Raw genomic sequence first — 15503 nt, forward strand, 5'->3', positions numbered from 1 at the left:
TTGGTTGGACCATTGATACAACATGGCCAGGATTGCCGCAAGCCTGCGCCGCCTTCTATTCGCGGGAGCGCCGCCTGCCCAGCTCTGTGGACGCAGGGCGCTGGTTTGAGCGCGGGGCGAACGGTCGATCCCGACGAGAAGGGCTTCTCTGTTCTGTGCCGACCAGGTCAGGCGCAGAATCGGCCGTCACCATCGGCCAGTTGCACCAGCATGCGCGGCGGCAGGAAGCGGTCGCCGCATTTCGCCGCCAAACCGGCGGCGCGCCGCGCGAAGGCCTTTGCCCCGATCATGTCAATGTACTGGAGCGGCCCGCCAGTCCACTTGGGATAGCCGATCCCGAGCACCGCACCGATATTTGCATCGCGCGAGGACTCGACGACGTTTTCCTCGAGACACCGCACCGCTTCGATGGCCTGGATGTAGAGGAAGCGGTCGGATAATTCCTGCAAAGGAGCCTGCGTCGGGCTCGGCGGAAATTCTCGCCGCAGACCCGACCAGATTCGTTTCTTGCCGCCGGCGGGATACTCGTAGAAGCCGCCGCCACCGGCTCGACCGGGCCGCTTCAACACGTTGACCATCCTGTCGACCACGGCCCAATGCGGATGGTGGGGCGCCGACCTCCCCTCGGCCTCAAGGTCGGCGATGGTCTGGAGGCGAACACTCCAAGCGAGCGCCAGAGAGGTTTCATCCATCACAGCGAGAGGGCCGACGGGCATGCCGGCCCAGATCGCCGCGTTTTCGATTTTCCCGGCATCCACGCCCTCGGCCAGCATCGCGCCGGCTTCGCGGGTAAAGGTTCCGAACACCCGGCTTGTGAAGAAGCCGCGGCTGTCATTGACTACGATCGGCGTCTTCTTGATCTGCCGCACGAAGTCATAAGCACGGGCCAACGTCTCCGCTGAAGTCTGGGCTCCCCTGATGATTTCGACGAGCGGCATTCGATCGACTGGGGAGAAGAAATGCAGGCCAATATAGTTTGCCGGAGTGGTGGAGGCTTGCGCGAGGCCGGTGATGGGGAGCGTCGATGTGTTGGACGCAAAAATGCCCCTCGGCGACAGATGTGGCTCGGCCTCCCGCGTCACGCCTCGTTTGAGCTCGCGATCCTCGAACACGGCCTCGATGATCAATTCCGATCCCGCCAGATCGCTCGGGCTCGCGGCCGGCTTGATCAAGGCAAGCACGGCGCCCATGCGGTCGGCCGATAGCCGCCCCTTCTCGACCTGCTTTTGCAGACCATCCGCGATCTTCGATTTGGCCTGTTCAGCTTGCTCCTGGGTCACGTCTTTCAAGACGACGGAGATGCCCTGCTGGGCGGCAATTTGGGCGATGCCACGCCCCATCAACCCCGCCCCCAAGACTCCGATTCGTCCGAAGATCGCCTCGGGAACACTCTCCGGCCGGCTCTTTCCCGCCTTGATGTCGTTCATCTGAAAGAAGAACGTCCGCATCATGTTCTTGGCAACGCCGCCGACTGCCACGTTGGCGAGGTAGCGGCTCTCGATCCGGCAAGCCGTGTCAAAATCCACGGCTGCCCCTTCGACGGCTGCCGACATCCCAGCTTCCACGGCAGGATAGCGCTGGCGGTGCTTCTTCATCAGCAGCATGGGCGCGGTTCGCAGCCAAGCCAGCGGCGCGGCGGCGGCAGGCGTCGATCCGGGAATGCGAAAGCCCTTGCGATCCCAAGGTTGGAGGGCGGCTGGATTTTCCAGGATCCAGCTGCGCGCCTTCGCGAGAAGTTCGTCCTTGTCGCAGGCCAACCCGTTCAACAGTTTCAGTTCAAGGGCGCGCTGTGCACCGAAAATCACTCCGTCGAGAATGAGCGGCATCGCAGCTTCGAGCCCCAGCATGCGGACCAGGCGCACGATGCCTCCGGCGCCAGGGATCAACCCGAGGCTGGTCTCTGGAAGCCCGAGCTGGAGGCCCTCGTTATTGAGGGCAAAGCGCGCATGACAGGCGAGAGCGAGCTCGAAACCGCCGCCGAGCGCCGTACCATTGATGGCTGCGACCAGGGGCTTTCCCAACTTCTCCAACCTACGCATGGTCGCTTTGGCAACTTCGGCGCGGCCAAAGAGCGCCGCCGCATCATCGGCCGCGAGCAGTCTCTTGAGATCTCCGCCGGCGAAGAACGTCGGCTTGCCCGAAGTGAGGACGACGCCGACGATATTCTCGCGGTCCTGTTCGATACGCTCCACGGCGGCGCGGTAAGCGTCACGAAAAACTTCGTTCATGGTGTTGGCGCCCTGGCCCGGCATGTCCATGGTCAGTGTGACGATACCCTGATCATCCTTGACATAGGCGATGGCAGTCATTCCGGGCCCCCGATCAAACACGTTCAATGACAGTTGCGACGCCCATACCGTCGGCCGCGCACAACGTGACGACGCCCCGCCTGAGCTGACGGCGCTCGAGCTCGTCAAGCAGCGTTCCGACCAACATGCAGCCGGTTGCTCCCAGGGGATGTCCGAGAGCGATTGCTCCGCCGTTGACATTTACCTTGTCGAGCGGGACCTTCGTTTCGTGCACGAAGCGCAACACGACGCTCGCGAATGCCTCGTTGACCTCGTAGAGATCGACGTCATCGAAGCTGAGGCCCGCCTTGGCAAGCGCCGCTTGCGTCACCGGCGCAGGCCCGGTCAGCATGATCGTCGGCTCGACGCCGAGCGCGGCGGTGGCGACGATCCGCGCGCGTGGCTTCAGGCCGAGCTCACGCCCCTTCTCAGGGCTGCCGACCAGCATAAGCGCGGCACCGTCGACGATTCCGGAGGAATTTCCAGCAGTATGAACGTGTCTGATCTCGTCGAGGTGAGGATATTTCGACTGCGCGATCGCATCGAAGCCCCCGAATTCGCCCATTTCGGCGAACGACGGTTTGAGCTTGGCCAAGCCCTCCAGGGTCGCATCAGCCCTGATCGCCTCGTCCGCCGCAAGCAGGACCATGCCGTTGATATCGCGTACCGGGACGAGAGAGCGGTCGAAGCGGCCCTCGTCGCGCGCTCTCGCCGCCAAGCGCTGCGAGCGCAGCGCATAACCGTCGACATCCTCTCGCATGTGGCCATCCAGTGTCGCCAGGAGGTCTGCGCTCACGCCCTGCGGAATCATTTTGAGCGCGAACGAGAGCCGCGGTTGATGATCGCGCACACTCGGCGCGGCGCCGATGCCCATGCGAGACATCGACTCGACGCCGCCCGCCACGATCAACTCATCCCATCCAGAGCGGACTTTCTGCGCAGCAAGGCTCACCGCATCCAGGCCCGAACCGCAGTAGCGGTTGAGCTGCAATCCGGGTGCTTTCCAATCCCATCCTGCGGCGAGCGCGGCGGTCTTGGCGATCACGCCTCCTTGCTCTCCATAGGGCTGCACGCAGCCGATCAGGACGTCGTCGATCTCAGCTGTGTCGAAATGGGTCCGCCGCTCGAGCTCGTGCATGAGGCCGGCCAGCAGCTGCACCGGCCCGACCTCGTAGAGTGCGCCGTCGTGCCGTCCCTTGCCGCGGGGTGTGCGGATTGCATCAAAGATGATCGCTTCGGTCATCAGCAGTTTTCCTTGGGGCGTTCAATCGTCCCGATCATGGCGTGGCCCGACGTGCAATCCATGAGGGCGCCGCTCACTTTCGCATCGCATATCGGATCGGCAGATGCTTCAGGCCGCTCACCAGGCTTCCCTCGAGCCAAGCGGGATCACCGGCGAGCTCGATGCGTTGCAGCCTTAGCAAAAGCTCCCTGAAGAACGCCTTCATCTCGAGGCGCGCCAAATGCAGACCCAGGCACTGGTGCACGCCAAAGCCGAAGGCCAAATGGCGATTCTGCGCGCGATCGACCTTGAACGCGAAGGGATCTTCGAAAACGTCCTCGTCGCGGTTTGCCGAGGGATAGCACATCATGAGCGACTCGCCTGCGGCGATGGAGCGACCTCGAAGCACATAGCTGTCAGTCGCAGTGCGGAAGAAATGCTTGACCGGAGAAACCCAGCGAAGCATCTCTTCCACGGCAGATGACAGCATCTCCGGCGAGCTGCGCAACTTCTCCATCTCCGATGGGTTTTCGATCAGCGCGTGCAGTCCTCCGGCGATAGACGCGCTCGTGGTGTCGTGGCCCGCGGTGGCTATGATCACGTAATACGATATCGCCTCCAAATCAGAAATCGGCCGCCCATCAACCTGAGCATTCGCGATCACGCTCGCCAGATCACCCGTCGGCCTTTCCCGCCGCTCCGCGATCAACGGCGCAAAATGGGCAAAAAATTCCTCGATCGCCTTGCGCTTCGCCTCGCCGGGCGACAGTCCGCTCGCCATCTCACGGTCTGCAGCCCCAAAGATGCCCTTCGTCAGTCTGAGCATCTTTCGATCATCCTCACGCGGCACGCCGAGAATGGTCATGATCACGCGCAACGGAAACCACACTGCAACGTCCTGCGCGAAATCACACTCACCGCCGCGCGCTTCCAGGAGATCGACGAATTCCTTCGCCAGGCGCGTTATGTCGCTTTCGATCTTCCGCAAACTCGCTGGCAAGAACCAGGATTGTGTGATGTTGCGGTGAGCGCGGTGCATGTCGCCGTCCATGTTGACGAGCGTGCGCATGGGATTTGTTGTGCCCCTTCCCGGGCCGGCGCGCACCCGCTCCTCATCCTCGATGAGATTGAGGTTCAATCTCGGCTCATTGATGAACTTGTCATTCTGTCGCTCGATCTCGACGATGTCCTGATATCTCGTCACCGTCCAGAACGGACGATAGCCGTCTGGCGAAATCCAGCGCACCGGATCGTTGCGCCGAAGCGACGCGAAGATCTCGTCATAGACAGCGGGATTTCCATAGATGGCGGGATCGGCGATCCGATCATCCAGTCGCTCGAGCATCATGTTTCCCCCATGGATTGATTTTCTGTCGAGCTTAGCTCCCCTGCGAGTGGCGATCCGGTCTCGGCGTGCCAGGTTCTGGACCGGCCGTGCCATTCGATCATCTCATCGTGAGACGGCCCACCGCCTCGGACTGACGCCGTAGCGCGCCCGAAACATGCGGCTGAAGTGACTGGAATCGGCAAAACCGACCGCGTGAGCGATGGCCGTCACGCTGGGACGGTCCGAGACATTGCCGCGCAACTGGCGGGCGGCCTCGGCAAGCCGTACCTCGTAGATGAATTCCATCGGAGTCTTGCCGAGCACGTCGAACATTCGATAGAGCGAACGCCTGGACAGGCCGATGGCCTCGCCGACGTGACCCGGCCCGAGATCGGGATCGGCCAACCCCGCCTCTATGAACCGCCTGGCCTGGTCGAGCTTGGCCGTCAGCCGAGCCGGACGCGTATGGTCTGATGCAGCTACGGTTGGCAGGCTGGCCTGCACCACATCAAGCAGGAATGCCTCGAAGGAGCGTTGTGATTGCGGTTCGACCCAATCGTCACCTCCCAGCGCTTCGCGCAAGCTGGCAGACGCGATTCTGCTTCCGATCGATTGATTGAGACGCACGCCGCCCGGCCCGATGCGCGCTCGCCAGTCGCAATCGGGCTGCGGAATCATCAGTCCGATTGTCCATGTCCTGTCGGGCAGGAGGAATGACGTCGGGACGCGCGCATCAAAGAGCGCCCACTCGCCACCGGTGAGTTCAGTGTCCCGCCCTGCCTGTCGTACCCAGGCTGCGCCGGCCTGCTGCCAAATGATGAAGTACGGGTGCGTTTCAATACCTTCGATCGAATACCCGTACGTTGCAGACTGCAAATCGCCCAGCCCCGATCGCCCGACCTGCACATCGAGCAGCAACACTCTGGGCAGGTTCTCGAGCCGAGCATAGATCGAGAAATTGTCGTGCCTTGGCGTGTAGTGGCTGCCGCGGAAACGAGGTTCGAGGGTCAAGCGCCATTCGTCCGGCGACGTAAAGCGCCGGTGCATTGCGGAAATCGAATGGACGGAGTTATGCGACATTCAGCCTCTCCACCTCCTGAATTATGAATGGTTGAACCTTTGCGTCAAGCATGCTAGGTAAACGGCAATCAGACGATCCGGCTGACTTTGGTCCGGCTGGCAACAAGTCTGCTTGGCGGCGGGGAGGATCTCGTGACTGGCGTGTTCCAGGGCCTGAAAGTCATCGACAGCGCCACCTTCGTCGCCGGCCCGGCCGCAGCCGTGATTCTCGCGGATTTCGGCGCGGACGTCGTCAAGGTCGAGCCGGTCGGTGCCGGAGATCCGCAACGTGTCCTCGGCCGTCTTCCGAACCTGCCCAAAGCCGACTACAATTACGCTTGGACGATTGCCTCGCGCAGCAAACGTGCGCTGGCCCTAGACCTCAAGAACGAGGCCAGCCGAACGATCCTGGCACAGCTCGTAAGTTCGGCCGACGTCTTCATCACCAACCAGTCCCCGGCTTCGCGCACCCGGCTCGGTATCAGCTACGAGCAGCTTTCGCAGGTCAATCCGCGTCTCGTCTATGCGGCGCTCACCGGCTACGGTGAGACGGGCCCCGAAGCAGAGAGACCGGGGTTCGACGCCCACGCCTACTGGGCTCGATCGGGATTGGCGGACAACGTGCGCCCCGATGGAGAGAGTCCTCCTGCATCACCCACGCTGGGCATGGGCGATCAGCCCACGGCAGTAACCCTCTACGCCGGCATCGTCACTGCGCTTCTTCACCGGGAGCGCACAGGACGAGGAAGTTGTGTCACGACATCGCTGCTTGCCAACGGAGCGTGGTCGAACGCGGCGTCGATTCAGGCGGTCCTGTGCGGTGGCGAAATCCAGTACCGCCTGCCGCGGACGGCAGCCCGGAACGCTTTAACGTGCTTTTATCGCTGTGCCGACGACCGCTGGTTCACGATCAGCCTGGTGCAGGAAGAACGCGACTGGCCGCGCTTCTGCAGTGCCGTCGGCCTCCCCGCCTTGATCGAGGACCCACGCTTCTCGGCGCTTGCACCGCGGCGCGCCCATGCGACCGACCTCGTGGCAACGCTCGACAAGCTGTTTGCAACGCGTCCCTCGGACGACTGGCAACGCATATTCCAGGCCGCCGATCTGACGGCCGCGATCGTCGCCAAGGCCGGCGATCTGGTCGGCGATGACCAGATGTATCATGCCGGCGCGCTGGTTGACGCCGAGTGGATGCCGGGGCGCGGCGCAATCGTGGACAGCCCATTCCGAATAAGCGGTGTGGAGAAGAGGCCGCCACAACCCGCGCCGGAGCTGGGACAGCATACCGCGCAGATCCTGAAAGATCTTGGCTATTCCGAAGGAGACATCGCTCGCCTGAAAGAAACCGGCGCGGTGGGCTGATTGAGCTGCTACCGGGATGCCGGACCTTGCCGTGTTTGAACCGCGTTGCAGTCAAATGCTGACACAGTCGATGGTGGATCAATGACGTTAGGAAAACGCCTGGCCCAGATTGTCGCCATTGCCTTGGCGGCAAGCTTCGCGGCACTGCCGGCCAATACAGCCGAAATGAAATATGGTCCCGGCGTCACGGACAAAGAGATCAAGATCGGAAACATCGTCCCCTACAGCGGGCCCGCCTCGGTCTACGGCATCATCGGTCGGACCGCCGCCGCGTTTTTCCGGAAGGTGAACGATGAAGGTGGTATCAATGGCCGGAAGATCACCTTTATCAGCTATGATGACGCCTTTAGCCCGCCGAAGGCCGTGGAGCAGGCAAGAAAGCTCGTCGAGAGCGACGAGGTGCTCCTGATTTACCAGTCGGCTGGAACGGCGTCCAATGCGGCGATCCAGAAGTTCCTGCATGCCCGGAAAGTGCCGCAGCTGTTCGTCGCCAGCAATGCGACCCGCTGGGGTGATCCGGAGCATTTTCCCTGGACCATCGGGTGGCAGCCGAACTTCCAGAGCGAAGGACGCGCCTACGCAAAATACATCCTGCAGAACTATCCCAACGGCAAGATTGCCATGCTCTGGCAGAATGATGACGGCGGGCGGGACCAGGTGAAGGGCCTGCGCGATGGGCTCGGTGACAAGGCCTCGATGATCGTCGCCGAATCCTCGTTCGAATTGTCCGAGCCGACGATCGAGGCTCACATCGCCCGGCTGAGAAGCTCCGGCGCGGACATTTTCGTGTCCTGGACCACAGCGAAAGCGAGCGCCCAGGCCATCCGCAAGCTCGCCGAGCTCGACTGGAAGCCGGTTGTCTTTCTCGCGGGAGTCTCCACGTCCGTTGCGAGCGTGCTTCGTCCTGCCGGGCTGGAGAACGCCAAGGGGATCATCTCGAATGCCTATCTGAAGGACCCCGCCGATCCCACCTGGAGCAACGACACGGCCACGCAAGATTGGAACGCATTCGTTGACAAATATCTTCCGGATGGCGACAAGGCGGACCGCGTTATCGTCTATAGCTACGCCGTTGCGCAGACCCTGCTCGAGGTCCTCAGGCGCTGTGGTGACGATCTTACGCGCGAAAACGTCATGCGGCAGGCGACTAGCCTGAAGGACCTGGACGTTCCCATGCTCTTGCCCGGCATAAGGATCAACACCTCGCCCAAGGACTACTTCCCGATCGAGCAAATGCAGCTCATTCGCTTCGACGGCCAGAGGTGGCAGCCGCTTGGAGAGCTGATCGACGGTGAAGTCGGAAGTGCCAGGACGAATTGAGACGAGCCTTCTGACAATGCCCCTGGATCACGGCAGTACCATGAAGGCGGTTGTCGTCGAGAATTATGCGCAGATCGACACCGTCGAATTGACGCACGTCCCTGTGCCTCCCCTTGCGCCCGGTTCATTGCGCGTGCGCGTCCGAGCGGTCGGGATCGGCTTCGTCGACGGCCTCAAGGCGCAGGGCCTCTATCAGACGAGGGATCCGCTGCCTTTCATTCCTGGTACGGAATTCGCCGGCGAAGTCGAGGCCGTGGGAGACGGGGCGACCGTGTACACGCCGGGCATGCAGGTGATGGGAATGGTCCGGTCTGGCGCGCTCGCCGAATACGTGGCCGTTCCAGCGGAAGCAGTGCGTATTCTCCCGGATGGCATCTCCGCAGAGGCAGGCGCCTCGTTTCGTGCCAACTATCTCACGGCTCATTATGCGCTGACAGAGCGCGCGAGGCTGCAGTCAGGCGAAACAATGCTTGTGCTCGGTGCCGCCGGAGGCGTCGGTACGGCCGCGATACACCTGGGCAAGATCTTCGGCGCGCGCGTGATTGCAGCCGCTTCGAGTGCAGAGAAGCGCGCATTCGCGCTCAGCCTCGGCGCGGATACGGCCATCGACTACACGGGGCCGCATTGGCGCGATGAACTCAAGGCTCTCACCGATAAGCGGGGCTGCGACGTCATCGTCGATCCCGTTGGTGGAGCGATCTCCCTCGAAGCGTTCCGCTCGATTGCCTGGAACGGGCGGCACCTCGTGATCGGCTTTGCAGCCGGCAGCATTCCGGCTCTCCCAATCAACCTCGCACTCCTCAAAGGCGCTGCGCTGCTCGGTGTGGACGTGGCTCAGCTGCCGCTGCGCGAGCCGGAGGTGTACCGGCGCAGCTTGACGGATTTGTTTCAGTTACTGAGCGAAGGACGATTGCGGCCGGCGGTCGGCAAGGTTTTCGAATTCGAGGATTTCCGCGACGCCTTCAAGGCGCTTGCCGGCCGCCAGGCCTTGGGGAAAGTGGTCGTGAGAGTTGCTCGATAGAACGAACCGTTATCTTCATCTCGATCGCAACGTGGGGCGCCGGCACCCCTGTCATGATCATCGGTCTGCGAATTCAAATCACGCGATCCGCACTTGCCGATCAATGCACTCGGCACGCGCCGCGACAAGGCCCTGTGTGTTTCCTCTACGCTCGGGGAGAAAGCAATCCTTCTTAGTGATTGACGCTATCAGCGTACCGTTCGGAAGAAAGCGCGCACCTCCTCAACAAACAGTGTCGGCTGCTCGAACGCCGCAAAGTGCCCTCCCTTTGCCATTTCGGTCCAACGCTGAATGTTGGGAAAATTTGGCTCCATCCACCGACGAACCGGAGGAACGATCTCCTTCGGGAATACGGCGATGCCGGTAGGAACAGTAACCGTGTGCGCTCCCAACCGCCGCCCGAAGCTTTCCCAATACAGGCGCGCGGAAGATGCAGCACTAGAAGTGACCCAATACAACATCACATTGTCCAGCAGTTCGTCCTTGGTGAAGATGTTCTCGGGGTGTCCATCGCAATCTGTCCAGGCCCAGAATTTCTCGAGGATCCACGCAGCTTGACCAGCCGGAGAATCAGCCAAGGCGTAAGAAAGCGTCTGCGGACGGGTCGACTGCTGCTTTGAATATCCAGCGTCCCACGCGCTGTAGTCTTTCCGCGCCTGCAGCGCCTTGCGCTCCTCGGGTGTGGGCTCGCCTGTGACGTTTGGGCGGGTCGTCGACATTGTGACGTGGATGCCGGCGCAATGATCAGGGTCCCGCGCGCCGATGGAGGATGTCACCGCAGCTCCCCAATCGCCGCCTTGAGCGCCATACCGCTTGTATCCTATCGTTTCCATCAGTTGGATCCACGCGGAGGCGATGCGGTCGACGCCCCACCCCCTGACGGTTGGCTTTCCCGAGAAGCCAAATCCGGGAAGCGACGGACAGACGATATGAAAAGCATCGGCGGCATCACCACCATGGGCAACGGGATCGGTGAGAGGCCCAATGATCTTGGTGAACTCGACGATCGAGCCTGGCCAGCCATGGGTAAGGATCAATGGCATCGCGGCCGGCTCTTTCGAATGCACATGTAGGAAATGAATGTGGATGTCGTCAATCGCGGTCATGAATTGGGGAAATCTGTTGAGTTCTCGCTCACGCTTCCTCCAATCGTAGTCTTCCAACCAATAGCGACAGACTTCCTTCATCCACTGCAAGGGAACGCCTTGGCTCCAATCGCCGACAAGCTCCGCGTCCGGCCACCGTGTCTGTCGAAGCCGGGACTTGAGGTCCGAAAGGCATTCATTGCTGACTTTTATTTCGAACGGTGCGATTGCCGTTTTCATGGAAATATCCTGGCAGTTGGTGCCGCCTCTGTTGGCGGGCGCCGGCTTCTTCCGATCAGAAAGCAAGCTTGGCTCGATGCTTCTCGCTATCGATGTCGGCAGTGTCACCTCGGTCCACGATCTGTCCTTTGCTCATGATGACAAATCTCCTGGTGACACGCCTCACCAGACCCAATTGTTGCTCCACCACGACGATCCCGGTCCCCGTCTCGCGAATCCTGTTCAGCACCTCGACCAGTTCGTCCACCAGCACGGGCGAAAGGCCCTCCGTCGGTTCGTCGAGCAGCAACACGGCGGGATTGCCCAAAAGAGCTCGGCCGATGGCCAGCATCTGCTGTTGCCCGCCGCTCAACTCAGTGCCCATCCGACGATTTCGCTCGCGCAAAATCGGAAATAGTTCATAGACGGCTCCGAGATCCCAATTGCCTTTGCGCCGGGACGCGCTGCCCAGCAGCAGATTTTCCTCCACAGTGAGGTGGGATAGGATCATGCGTCCTTGTGGAGAGAGCATGACTCCTTGGAGCGCCGCGCGATATCCGCGCATCACGCACAGATTTTTGCCGCCAACGTAGATGGCGCCGCCATGAACCGTCGTTCCACCAAAAAATGAATTCAGAAAAGTAGATTTCCCGGCACCATTCTTCCCTACGATGGCGACCGCCTCTCCCGCTTCGACACTCAAATCAATCTCGCGCAAAACGCAGGACTTGTTGTACCCGGCACTGAGAGAGTGCACCTCGATAAAGCTCATGCGGTCGTCCCCAAATAAGCGGAAATCACGCACGGATCGGAACGCACTTGCGCTGCATTGCCGGTGATCAGAACGCGGCCAAGATCCAGGGCAGTCACCAAGTCGCAGAAGCCGAACACGGCGTCGACATCATGTTCGACGACGAGCGCCGTGACGCCGCGCTCCTTGACCAGCACGCGAAGATGCTCGAAGAGGCGGGTCGTCTCACCGGTCGACAATCCTGCAGCCGGCTCATCCAGCAAGATGACGCGAGGATTTCCGATCATGGCGAGTGCGACGTCGACACGACGTTGATCTCCATACGAGATCGTTTCGGCGACGCGATCGTATACTTCCTCCAGCTCCAAGGCGCTGACTATCGAGGCCAGGTCATCTTCGCAAAGTTGCGAAGCAACCAACTCCAATTGTGCTCGCACAGTGTGAGACGGAAAGATGCTGGTGCGCTGAAAGCTGCGGGAGATTCCCCGCAATCGGCGCCAGCGGGGTGTACGGCGGGTGATGTCCTCTCCGCCAAGCAGCACCCGCCCCTGCGTCGGCTTGCGCCTCCCGGTAAGCGCATCCATAAGAGTCGATTTTCCGGCGCCGTTTGGCCCTATGATCCCGTGCAAGTTTCCCTGTGCGCTGATCTCGAGATTGACGTCGTCAAGGGCTCTCAAATTTCCATACGCCACCGAAAGATTGTCAACTCTGAGCATGATCAGGCCCGCTTCCGGTCAAAGCGCAGCGCGCGCGAGGCTGCATCCGTAACAAGACCGGCGATACCACGGGGACATGCAGCCACGACGACGATTAGCGCAACGCCCATGAAAAGCGTCAGATGACCGGTGGCTCCAAATGCATCCTGTGCAAACTGATACAGGAAGGCGCCAGCGACCGGACCAAGGAGGCTGCCGGGTCCCCCCACGATCATCGCTACGAGCGAATTGCCGCCGGTGGAGAAATCCAGCAACTCAGGCGAGGCGAACGCCGTATTCAGTGCGATAAGGATTCCCGAAATGGTAATTATCGACGACGCGATGGTAAACGCCACAATCCTCGGAAGGTAGGTATCAAAACCGGAGAACCGCATTCGCTCTTCGTTGGACTGAATCGCTCGCAATACCTGCCCCAAGCGTGAGCGATCAACGAGGTGCGCGATTATCAGCACAAGGCAAAGCGCAAGCCACGCCACGGGCCAAAACAAGATGACATTCGAAAGATCGGACTGATTCAAACCAAATATGGAGCCATTGAAGATCATTGTCATCCCGTCATCGCCCCCGGTTATCGGACGCAACCCTTGGAGGGTCACGACGGACTTGAGCATCTGAGCCAACGCGAGCGTCAACATCGCGAATGGCAGTGGCCGGGCGCGAACGACGAGCGCTCCGACCAAAAGCGCGAAAACCGTGGAGCCCAGGAATGCCAGCAGCACCGCGGTTCCGAGATCAAACCACGCAGCGGCAATGCCGAGAAGATAGGCCGGTGCACCTATAAAGGCCGCAACCCCGAACATGCCCAAGCCGCATTGCTTCTTCAAGAAACCCAGACCCACCGCGGCAATAGCCAGAAGAACCGCGCTCGTCAGCAATCCCAGAAGATAGGGGCTCGTAACGACCCTCGGGAGAAATGCACCTGCGACTGCGAATATAGGCCAGACAAGCCAATCTCGCCCGCGCGTCCATTCCAGCACGCTCGCGCGCTGCTGCAACGGCGGGCCCAACCTCGCGGAAGCCACTTTCGTACCGTTCATCTAAGTGACCCTTCCCCGGCCGAAGCCCTGCGGACGCCAAATGAGCACGGCGATCAGCAGCAGATACGGCGCGAGCACCGCAGCCGACGGAAAAAACACGGTCCCAATCACTTGAATAAACCCGTAGACCACTGAAGCGACGATGGCTCCAGCGATACTGCCCAGGCCACCCACGACGACCACGATGAGGCAAGTGATGAGGATGGTGCTTCCCATGCCCGGGTCCACCGACAGGTATGGTCCGGCGAGCACGCCTGCCAAGCCCGCGAAGGCTGTTCCGAGGCAGGCCACAAGCATGCTGAGCCTGTCCGTATTCACTCCCATCATGCGCGAAATGTGCACTTGATGACTAACAGCTCGCGTATGCATGCCAGACGTGGTGTTTTTCAACCACAGCGCCAACGCGATGCATGTGCCAAAACCGGCCCCTATGAGAAAAAGCCGATAGGCGGGATACATCGTTCCCAATATCGGTACACTGCCAGCAAGCGAAGGCGGAGGATCGACCGACAGGGGCGCCGTACCCCACCAATAATAGACCGCCGGCTCTATGATCCAACCGACGCCCAATGTAATCAGTGCCATGTCTACTGGAGTGCGTCCCTGAAATGGGCGCAACACGGCAATCTCGAGGGCAGCGCCCGCAAGGGCCATCACGATTGGCACGAATACTAGCGCTGGCCAGAACCCCAGACTGCGGCCGGCCGAGTAACCCAGGTAAGCGCCGAGCATGTACAGCGCGCCGTGGGCGAAATTCATGGCGCCGCGGAGTCCAAATATCAATGCCAAACCACTGGCTAGAATCGTAATCAGGGAGGCGAGAGCCAATGCGTTCAAGATCTGGGCGACTCCGAATGACAGAAGCATATCCAGCCGACTCCACAGATCTCTTAACTAGCGCACTTTGCATTCCGGACTCGGAGGCGGATACAATTCCGGACCCGTCTTGAGAAATTTTACCTTGAAGGCGACACCTCTGCCGTCAGGAGCTCGCACCACTTCTCCCATTCCAAGCTGTCGAAGCAGATGGTGGTCGGCAGCCCTCATCTCAACGTCTCCATATACCGTGTTCGAACGCAGCCCTTCGAGAGCCTCGCGAACCTTGGCAGTTTCGGTCGTCTTCGATTTAATGACTGCGTCGCGGTACAGCTCCAAGGCCACCATCGAGTCGGCGTCACCGTAATAGGGCACTCGCCCAGCCTGCTTGGTAAACGTGGCGACGTAGTCGGCATTCCTCTGCCCCGGTAGGGTGTAGTGATAGGACAGAGTGTTGAGGACACCCAATACTGTATCGCCCAGCGCATCGAACTGCGCCTCAACCGCGAAGCCGTTTCCGAGCACGACTTTGTACTTGTCGAACAAACCGAATTGCTTCTGCTGCTTTGCAAAGGTGATTGCGTCAGAACCGTAGAGCGTTACCATCAGACCTTGTGCTGGTGCCGCAAGTTGAGAAATGTAACTTCCGTAATCCGCCGTCCCCTGAGGCGCGAACAAGGACTGCTGGACGGAGCCGCCCAGGGACTCGACCATCTCAGAGAACTGCTTCGCGAAGGTATGGCCGGACGCATAATCCGCAGATATGAGGTTCCACGTCTTGGCGCCCGATTGTGCCACATAGGTCTTCATCATCGCGGCAATCACCGGATCCGGCGGCGTGACCCGAAAATAGTTGGGCGCGCAGCCCCGCGTCATCATGTCCGCGGTTTGTGAAAAACCATCGATCAGAATGACGTTCAGCGAGCTCAACTTCGGTGATAGCGCAAGGGCATGAGAACTCGGCATCGCGCCAGTAATCATCGTTACCCCGGCCTGCTGCGCGAGCTTCGTCGCGGCGCTAACCGCAGACGCCGGCGAGCCGGCGTGCGATTGAATGACGAGATCGAACTTGCGAGCCAACGCCCCGCCTTCGCGGTTTAATACATCCACCGCAATCCGCGCAGCTCGCTCGGACTCCTTGGCCGTCGTCGCGAAAGGCCCGGAGTCGATGATCAGCAGACCTATCTTGATAGGGTCGGCCTCTTGCGAAGAAGCAAGCGGCATCGAGACAGCCAAACAGATCAGCCCGAGCACCGCTCGGACGAGATAGATCCTCATTA

The 15503-nt window shown here is 60.7% G+C and carries 13 protein-coding genes; 3 read left to right on the plus strand and 10 right to left on the minus strand.

Annotated features, from left to right (window positions below; genetic code table 11):
* Positions 1–167: 167 nt before the first annotated feature.
* From ACNJX8_RS35985 to ACNJX8_RS36000, 4 genes are all read right to left on the minus strand, one after another.
* Positions 168–2309, minus strand: a complete 2142-nt coding sequence (locus tag ACNJX8_RS35985; protein WP_439358556.1) for a 3-hydroxyacyl-CoA dehydrogenase NAD-binding domain-containing protein — start codon at positions 2307–2309, stop codon at positions 168–170.
* 13 nt (positions 2310–2322) lie between these two features.
* Positions 2323–3531: an acetyl-CoA C-acetyltransferase gene (locus tag ACNJX8_RS35990; protein ID WP_439358557.1), complete on the minus strand. Its 1209-nt coding sequence runs from the start codon at positions 3529–3531 to the stop codon at positions 2323–2325.
* Between the two features lie 73 nt (positions 3532–3604).
* Positions 3605–4951: a cytochrome P450 gene (locus tag ACNJX8_RS35995; RefSeq protein WP_439358558.1), complete on the minus strand. Its 1347-nt coding sequence runs from the start codon at positions 4949–4951 to the stop codon at positions 3605–3607.
* Positions 4952–4960: 9 nt separating this feature from the next.
* Positions 4961–5917 (minus strand): helix-turn-helix domain-containing protein, encoded by a 957-nt coding sequence (locus ACNJX8_RS36000; protein ID WP_439358559.1) that lies wholly within the window; start codon positions 5915–5917, stop codon positions 4961–4963.
* A 132-nt stretch (positions 5918–6049) separates the two neighbouring features.
* On the opposite strand from ACNJX8_RS36000, the gene ACNJX8_RS36005 reads away from it, so the two are divergent.
* The 3 genes from ACNJX8_RS36005 (at position 6050) to ACNJX8_RS36015 (ending at position 9599) form a co-directional block, all read left to right on the plus strand.
* A complete protein-coding gene (locus ACNJX8_RS36005) occupies positions 6050–7258 on the plus strand; it encodes a CaiB/BaiF CoA transferase family protein (RefSeq protein ID WP_439358560.1) in 1209 nt (402 codons plus the stop codon).
* A gap of 81 nt (positions 7259–7339) precedes the next feature.
* Positions 7340–8578, plus strand: a complete 1239-nt coding sequence (locus tag ACNJX8_RS36010) for an ABC transporter substrate-binding protein (RefSeq protein ID WP_439358561.1) — start codon at positions 7340–7342, stop codon at positions 8576–8578.
* 40 nt (positions 8579–8618) lie between these two features.
* The gene (locus tag ACNJX8_RS36015; protein WP_439358562.1) at positions 8619–9599 is read left to right on the plus strand and encodes an NADPH:quinone oxidoreductase family protein; all 981 of its coding nucleotides are present in this window, start codon (positions 8619–8621) and stop codon (positions 9597–9599) included.
* A gap of 188 nt (positions 9600–9787) precedes the next feature.
* On the opposite strand, the gene ACNJX8_RS36020 is transcribed toward ACNJX8_RS36015, so the two are convergent.
* Genes ACNJX8_RS36020 through ACNJX8_RS36045 form a run of 6 tightly spaced genes read right to left on the minus strand, consistent with a single transcriptional unit; the run spans position 9788 to position 15501 of the window.
* The gene (locus ACNJX8_RS36020; RefSeq protein WP_439358563.1) at positions 9788–10924 is read right to left on the minus strand and encodes an epoxide hydrolase family protein; all 1137 of its coding nucleotides are present in this window, start codon (positions 10922–10924) and stop codon (positions 9788–9790) included.
* 55 nt (positions 10925–10979) lie between these two features.
* On the minus strand, positions 10980–11675 hold the full coding sequence (locus tag ACNJX8_RS36025; protein WP_439358564.1) for an ABC transporter ATP-binding protein: 696 nt from the start codon (positions 11673–11675) through the stop codon (positions 10980–10982).
* Positions 11672–12370 (minus strand): ABC transporter ATP-binding protein, encoded by a 699-nt coding sequence (locus tag ACNJX8_RS36030; RefSeq protein ID WP_439358565.1) that lies wholly within the window; start codon positions 12368–12370, stop codon positions 11672–11674. Before ACNJX8_RS36030 ends, ACNJX8_RS36025 begins: the two co-directional genes overlap by 4 nt.
* Before the next feature lie 2 nt (positions 12371–12372).
* Positions 12373–13407 (minus strand): branched-chain amino acid ABC transporter permease, encoded by a 1035-nt coding sequence (locus tag ACNJX8_RS36035; protein WP_439358566.1) that lies wholly within the window; start codon positions 13405–13407, stop codon positions 12373–12375.
* A complete protein-coding gene (locus tag ACNJX8_RS36040) occupies positions 13408–14274 on the minus strand; it encodes a branched-chain amino acid ABC transporter permease (RefSeq protein ID WP_439358567.1) in 867 nt (288 codons plus the stop codon).
* A 27-nt stretch (positions 14275–14301) separates the two neighbouring features.
* Positions 14302–15501, minus strand: a complete 1200-nt coding sequence (locus ACNJX8_RS36045) for an ABC transporter substrate-binding protein (RefSeq protein ID WP_439358568.1) — start codon at positions 15499–15501, stop codon at positions 14302–14304.
* Positions 15502–15503 lie beyond the last annotated feature (2 nt).

This window comes from Bradyrhizobium sp. SPXBL-04, from assembly GCF_051853035.1.
Taxonomy (GTDB): domain Bacteria; phylum Pseudomonadota; class Alphaproteobacteria; order Rhizobiales; family Xanthobacteraceae; genus Bradyrhizobium; species Bradyrhizobium zhanjiangense.

What these genes read in the sequence shown, in the direction of transcription:
- ACNJX8_RS35995 (WP_439358558.1), bottom strand. Translation starts at nt 4,951, where the DNA reads ATGGCACGGCCGGTCCAGAACCTGGCACGCCGAGACCGGATCGCCACT.
- ACNJX8_RS36000 (WP_439358559.1), bottom strand. Translation starts at nt 5,917, where the DNA reads ATGTCGCATAACTCCGTCCATTCGATTTCCGCAATGCACCGGCGCTTT.
- ACNJX8_RS35990 (WP_439358557.1), bottom strand. Translation starts at nt 3,531, where the DNA reads ATGACCGAAGCGATCATCTTTGATGCAATCCGCACACCCCGCGGCAAG.
- ACNJX8_RS36010 (WP_439358561.1), top strand. Translation starts at nt 7,340, where the DNA reads ATGACGTTAGGAAAACGCCTGGCCCAGATTGTCGCCATTGCCTTGGCG.
- ACNJX8_RS36035 (WP_439358566.1), bottom strand. Translation starts at nt 13,407, where the DNA reads ATGAACGGTACGAAAGTGGCTTCCGCGAGGTTGGGCCCGCCGTTGCAG.
- ACNJX8_RS36040 (WP_439358567.1), bottom strand. Translation starts at nt 14,274, where the DNA reads ATGCTTCTGTCATTCGGAGTCGCCCAGATCTTGAACGCATTGGCTCTC.
- ACNJX8_RS36015 (WP_439358562.1), top strand. Translation starts at nt 8,619, where the DNA reads ATGAAGGCGGTTGTCGTCGAGAATTATGCGCAGATCGACACCGTCGAA.
- ACNJX8_RS35985 (WP_439358556.1), bottom strand. Translation starts at nt 2,309, where the DNA reads ATGACTGCCATCGCCTATGTCAAGGATGATCAGGGTATCGTCACACTG.
- ACNJX8_RS36020 (WP_439358563.1), bottom strand. Translation starts at nt 10,924, where the DNA reads ATGAAAACGGCAATCGCACCGTTCGAAATAAAAGTCAGCAATGAATGC.
- ACNJX8_RS36030 (WP_439358565.1), bottom strand. Translation starts at nt 12,370, where the DNA reads ATGCTCAGAGTTGACAATCTTTCGGTGGCGTATGGAAATTTGAGAGCC.
- ACNJX8_RS36025 (WP_439358564.1), bottom strand. Translation starts at nt 11,675, where the DNA reads ATGAGCTTTATCGAGGTGCACTCTCTCAGTGCCGGGTACAACAAGTCC.
- ACNJX8_RS36045 (WP_439358568.1), bottom strand. Translation starts at nt 15,501, where the DNA reads ATGAGGATCTATCTCGTCCGAGCGGTGCTCGGGCTGATCTGTTTGGCT.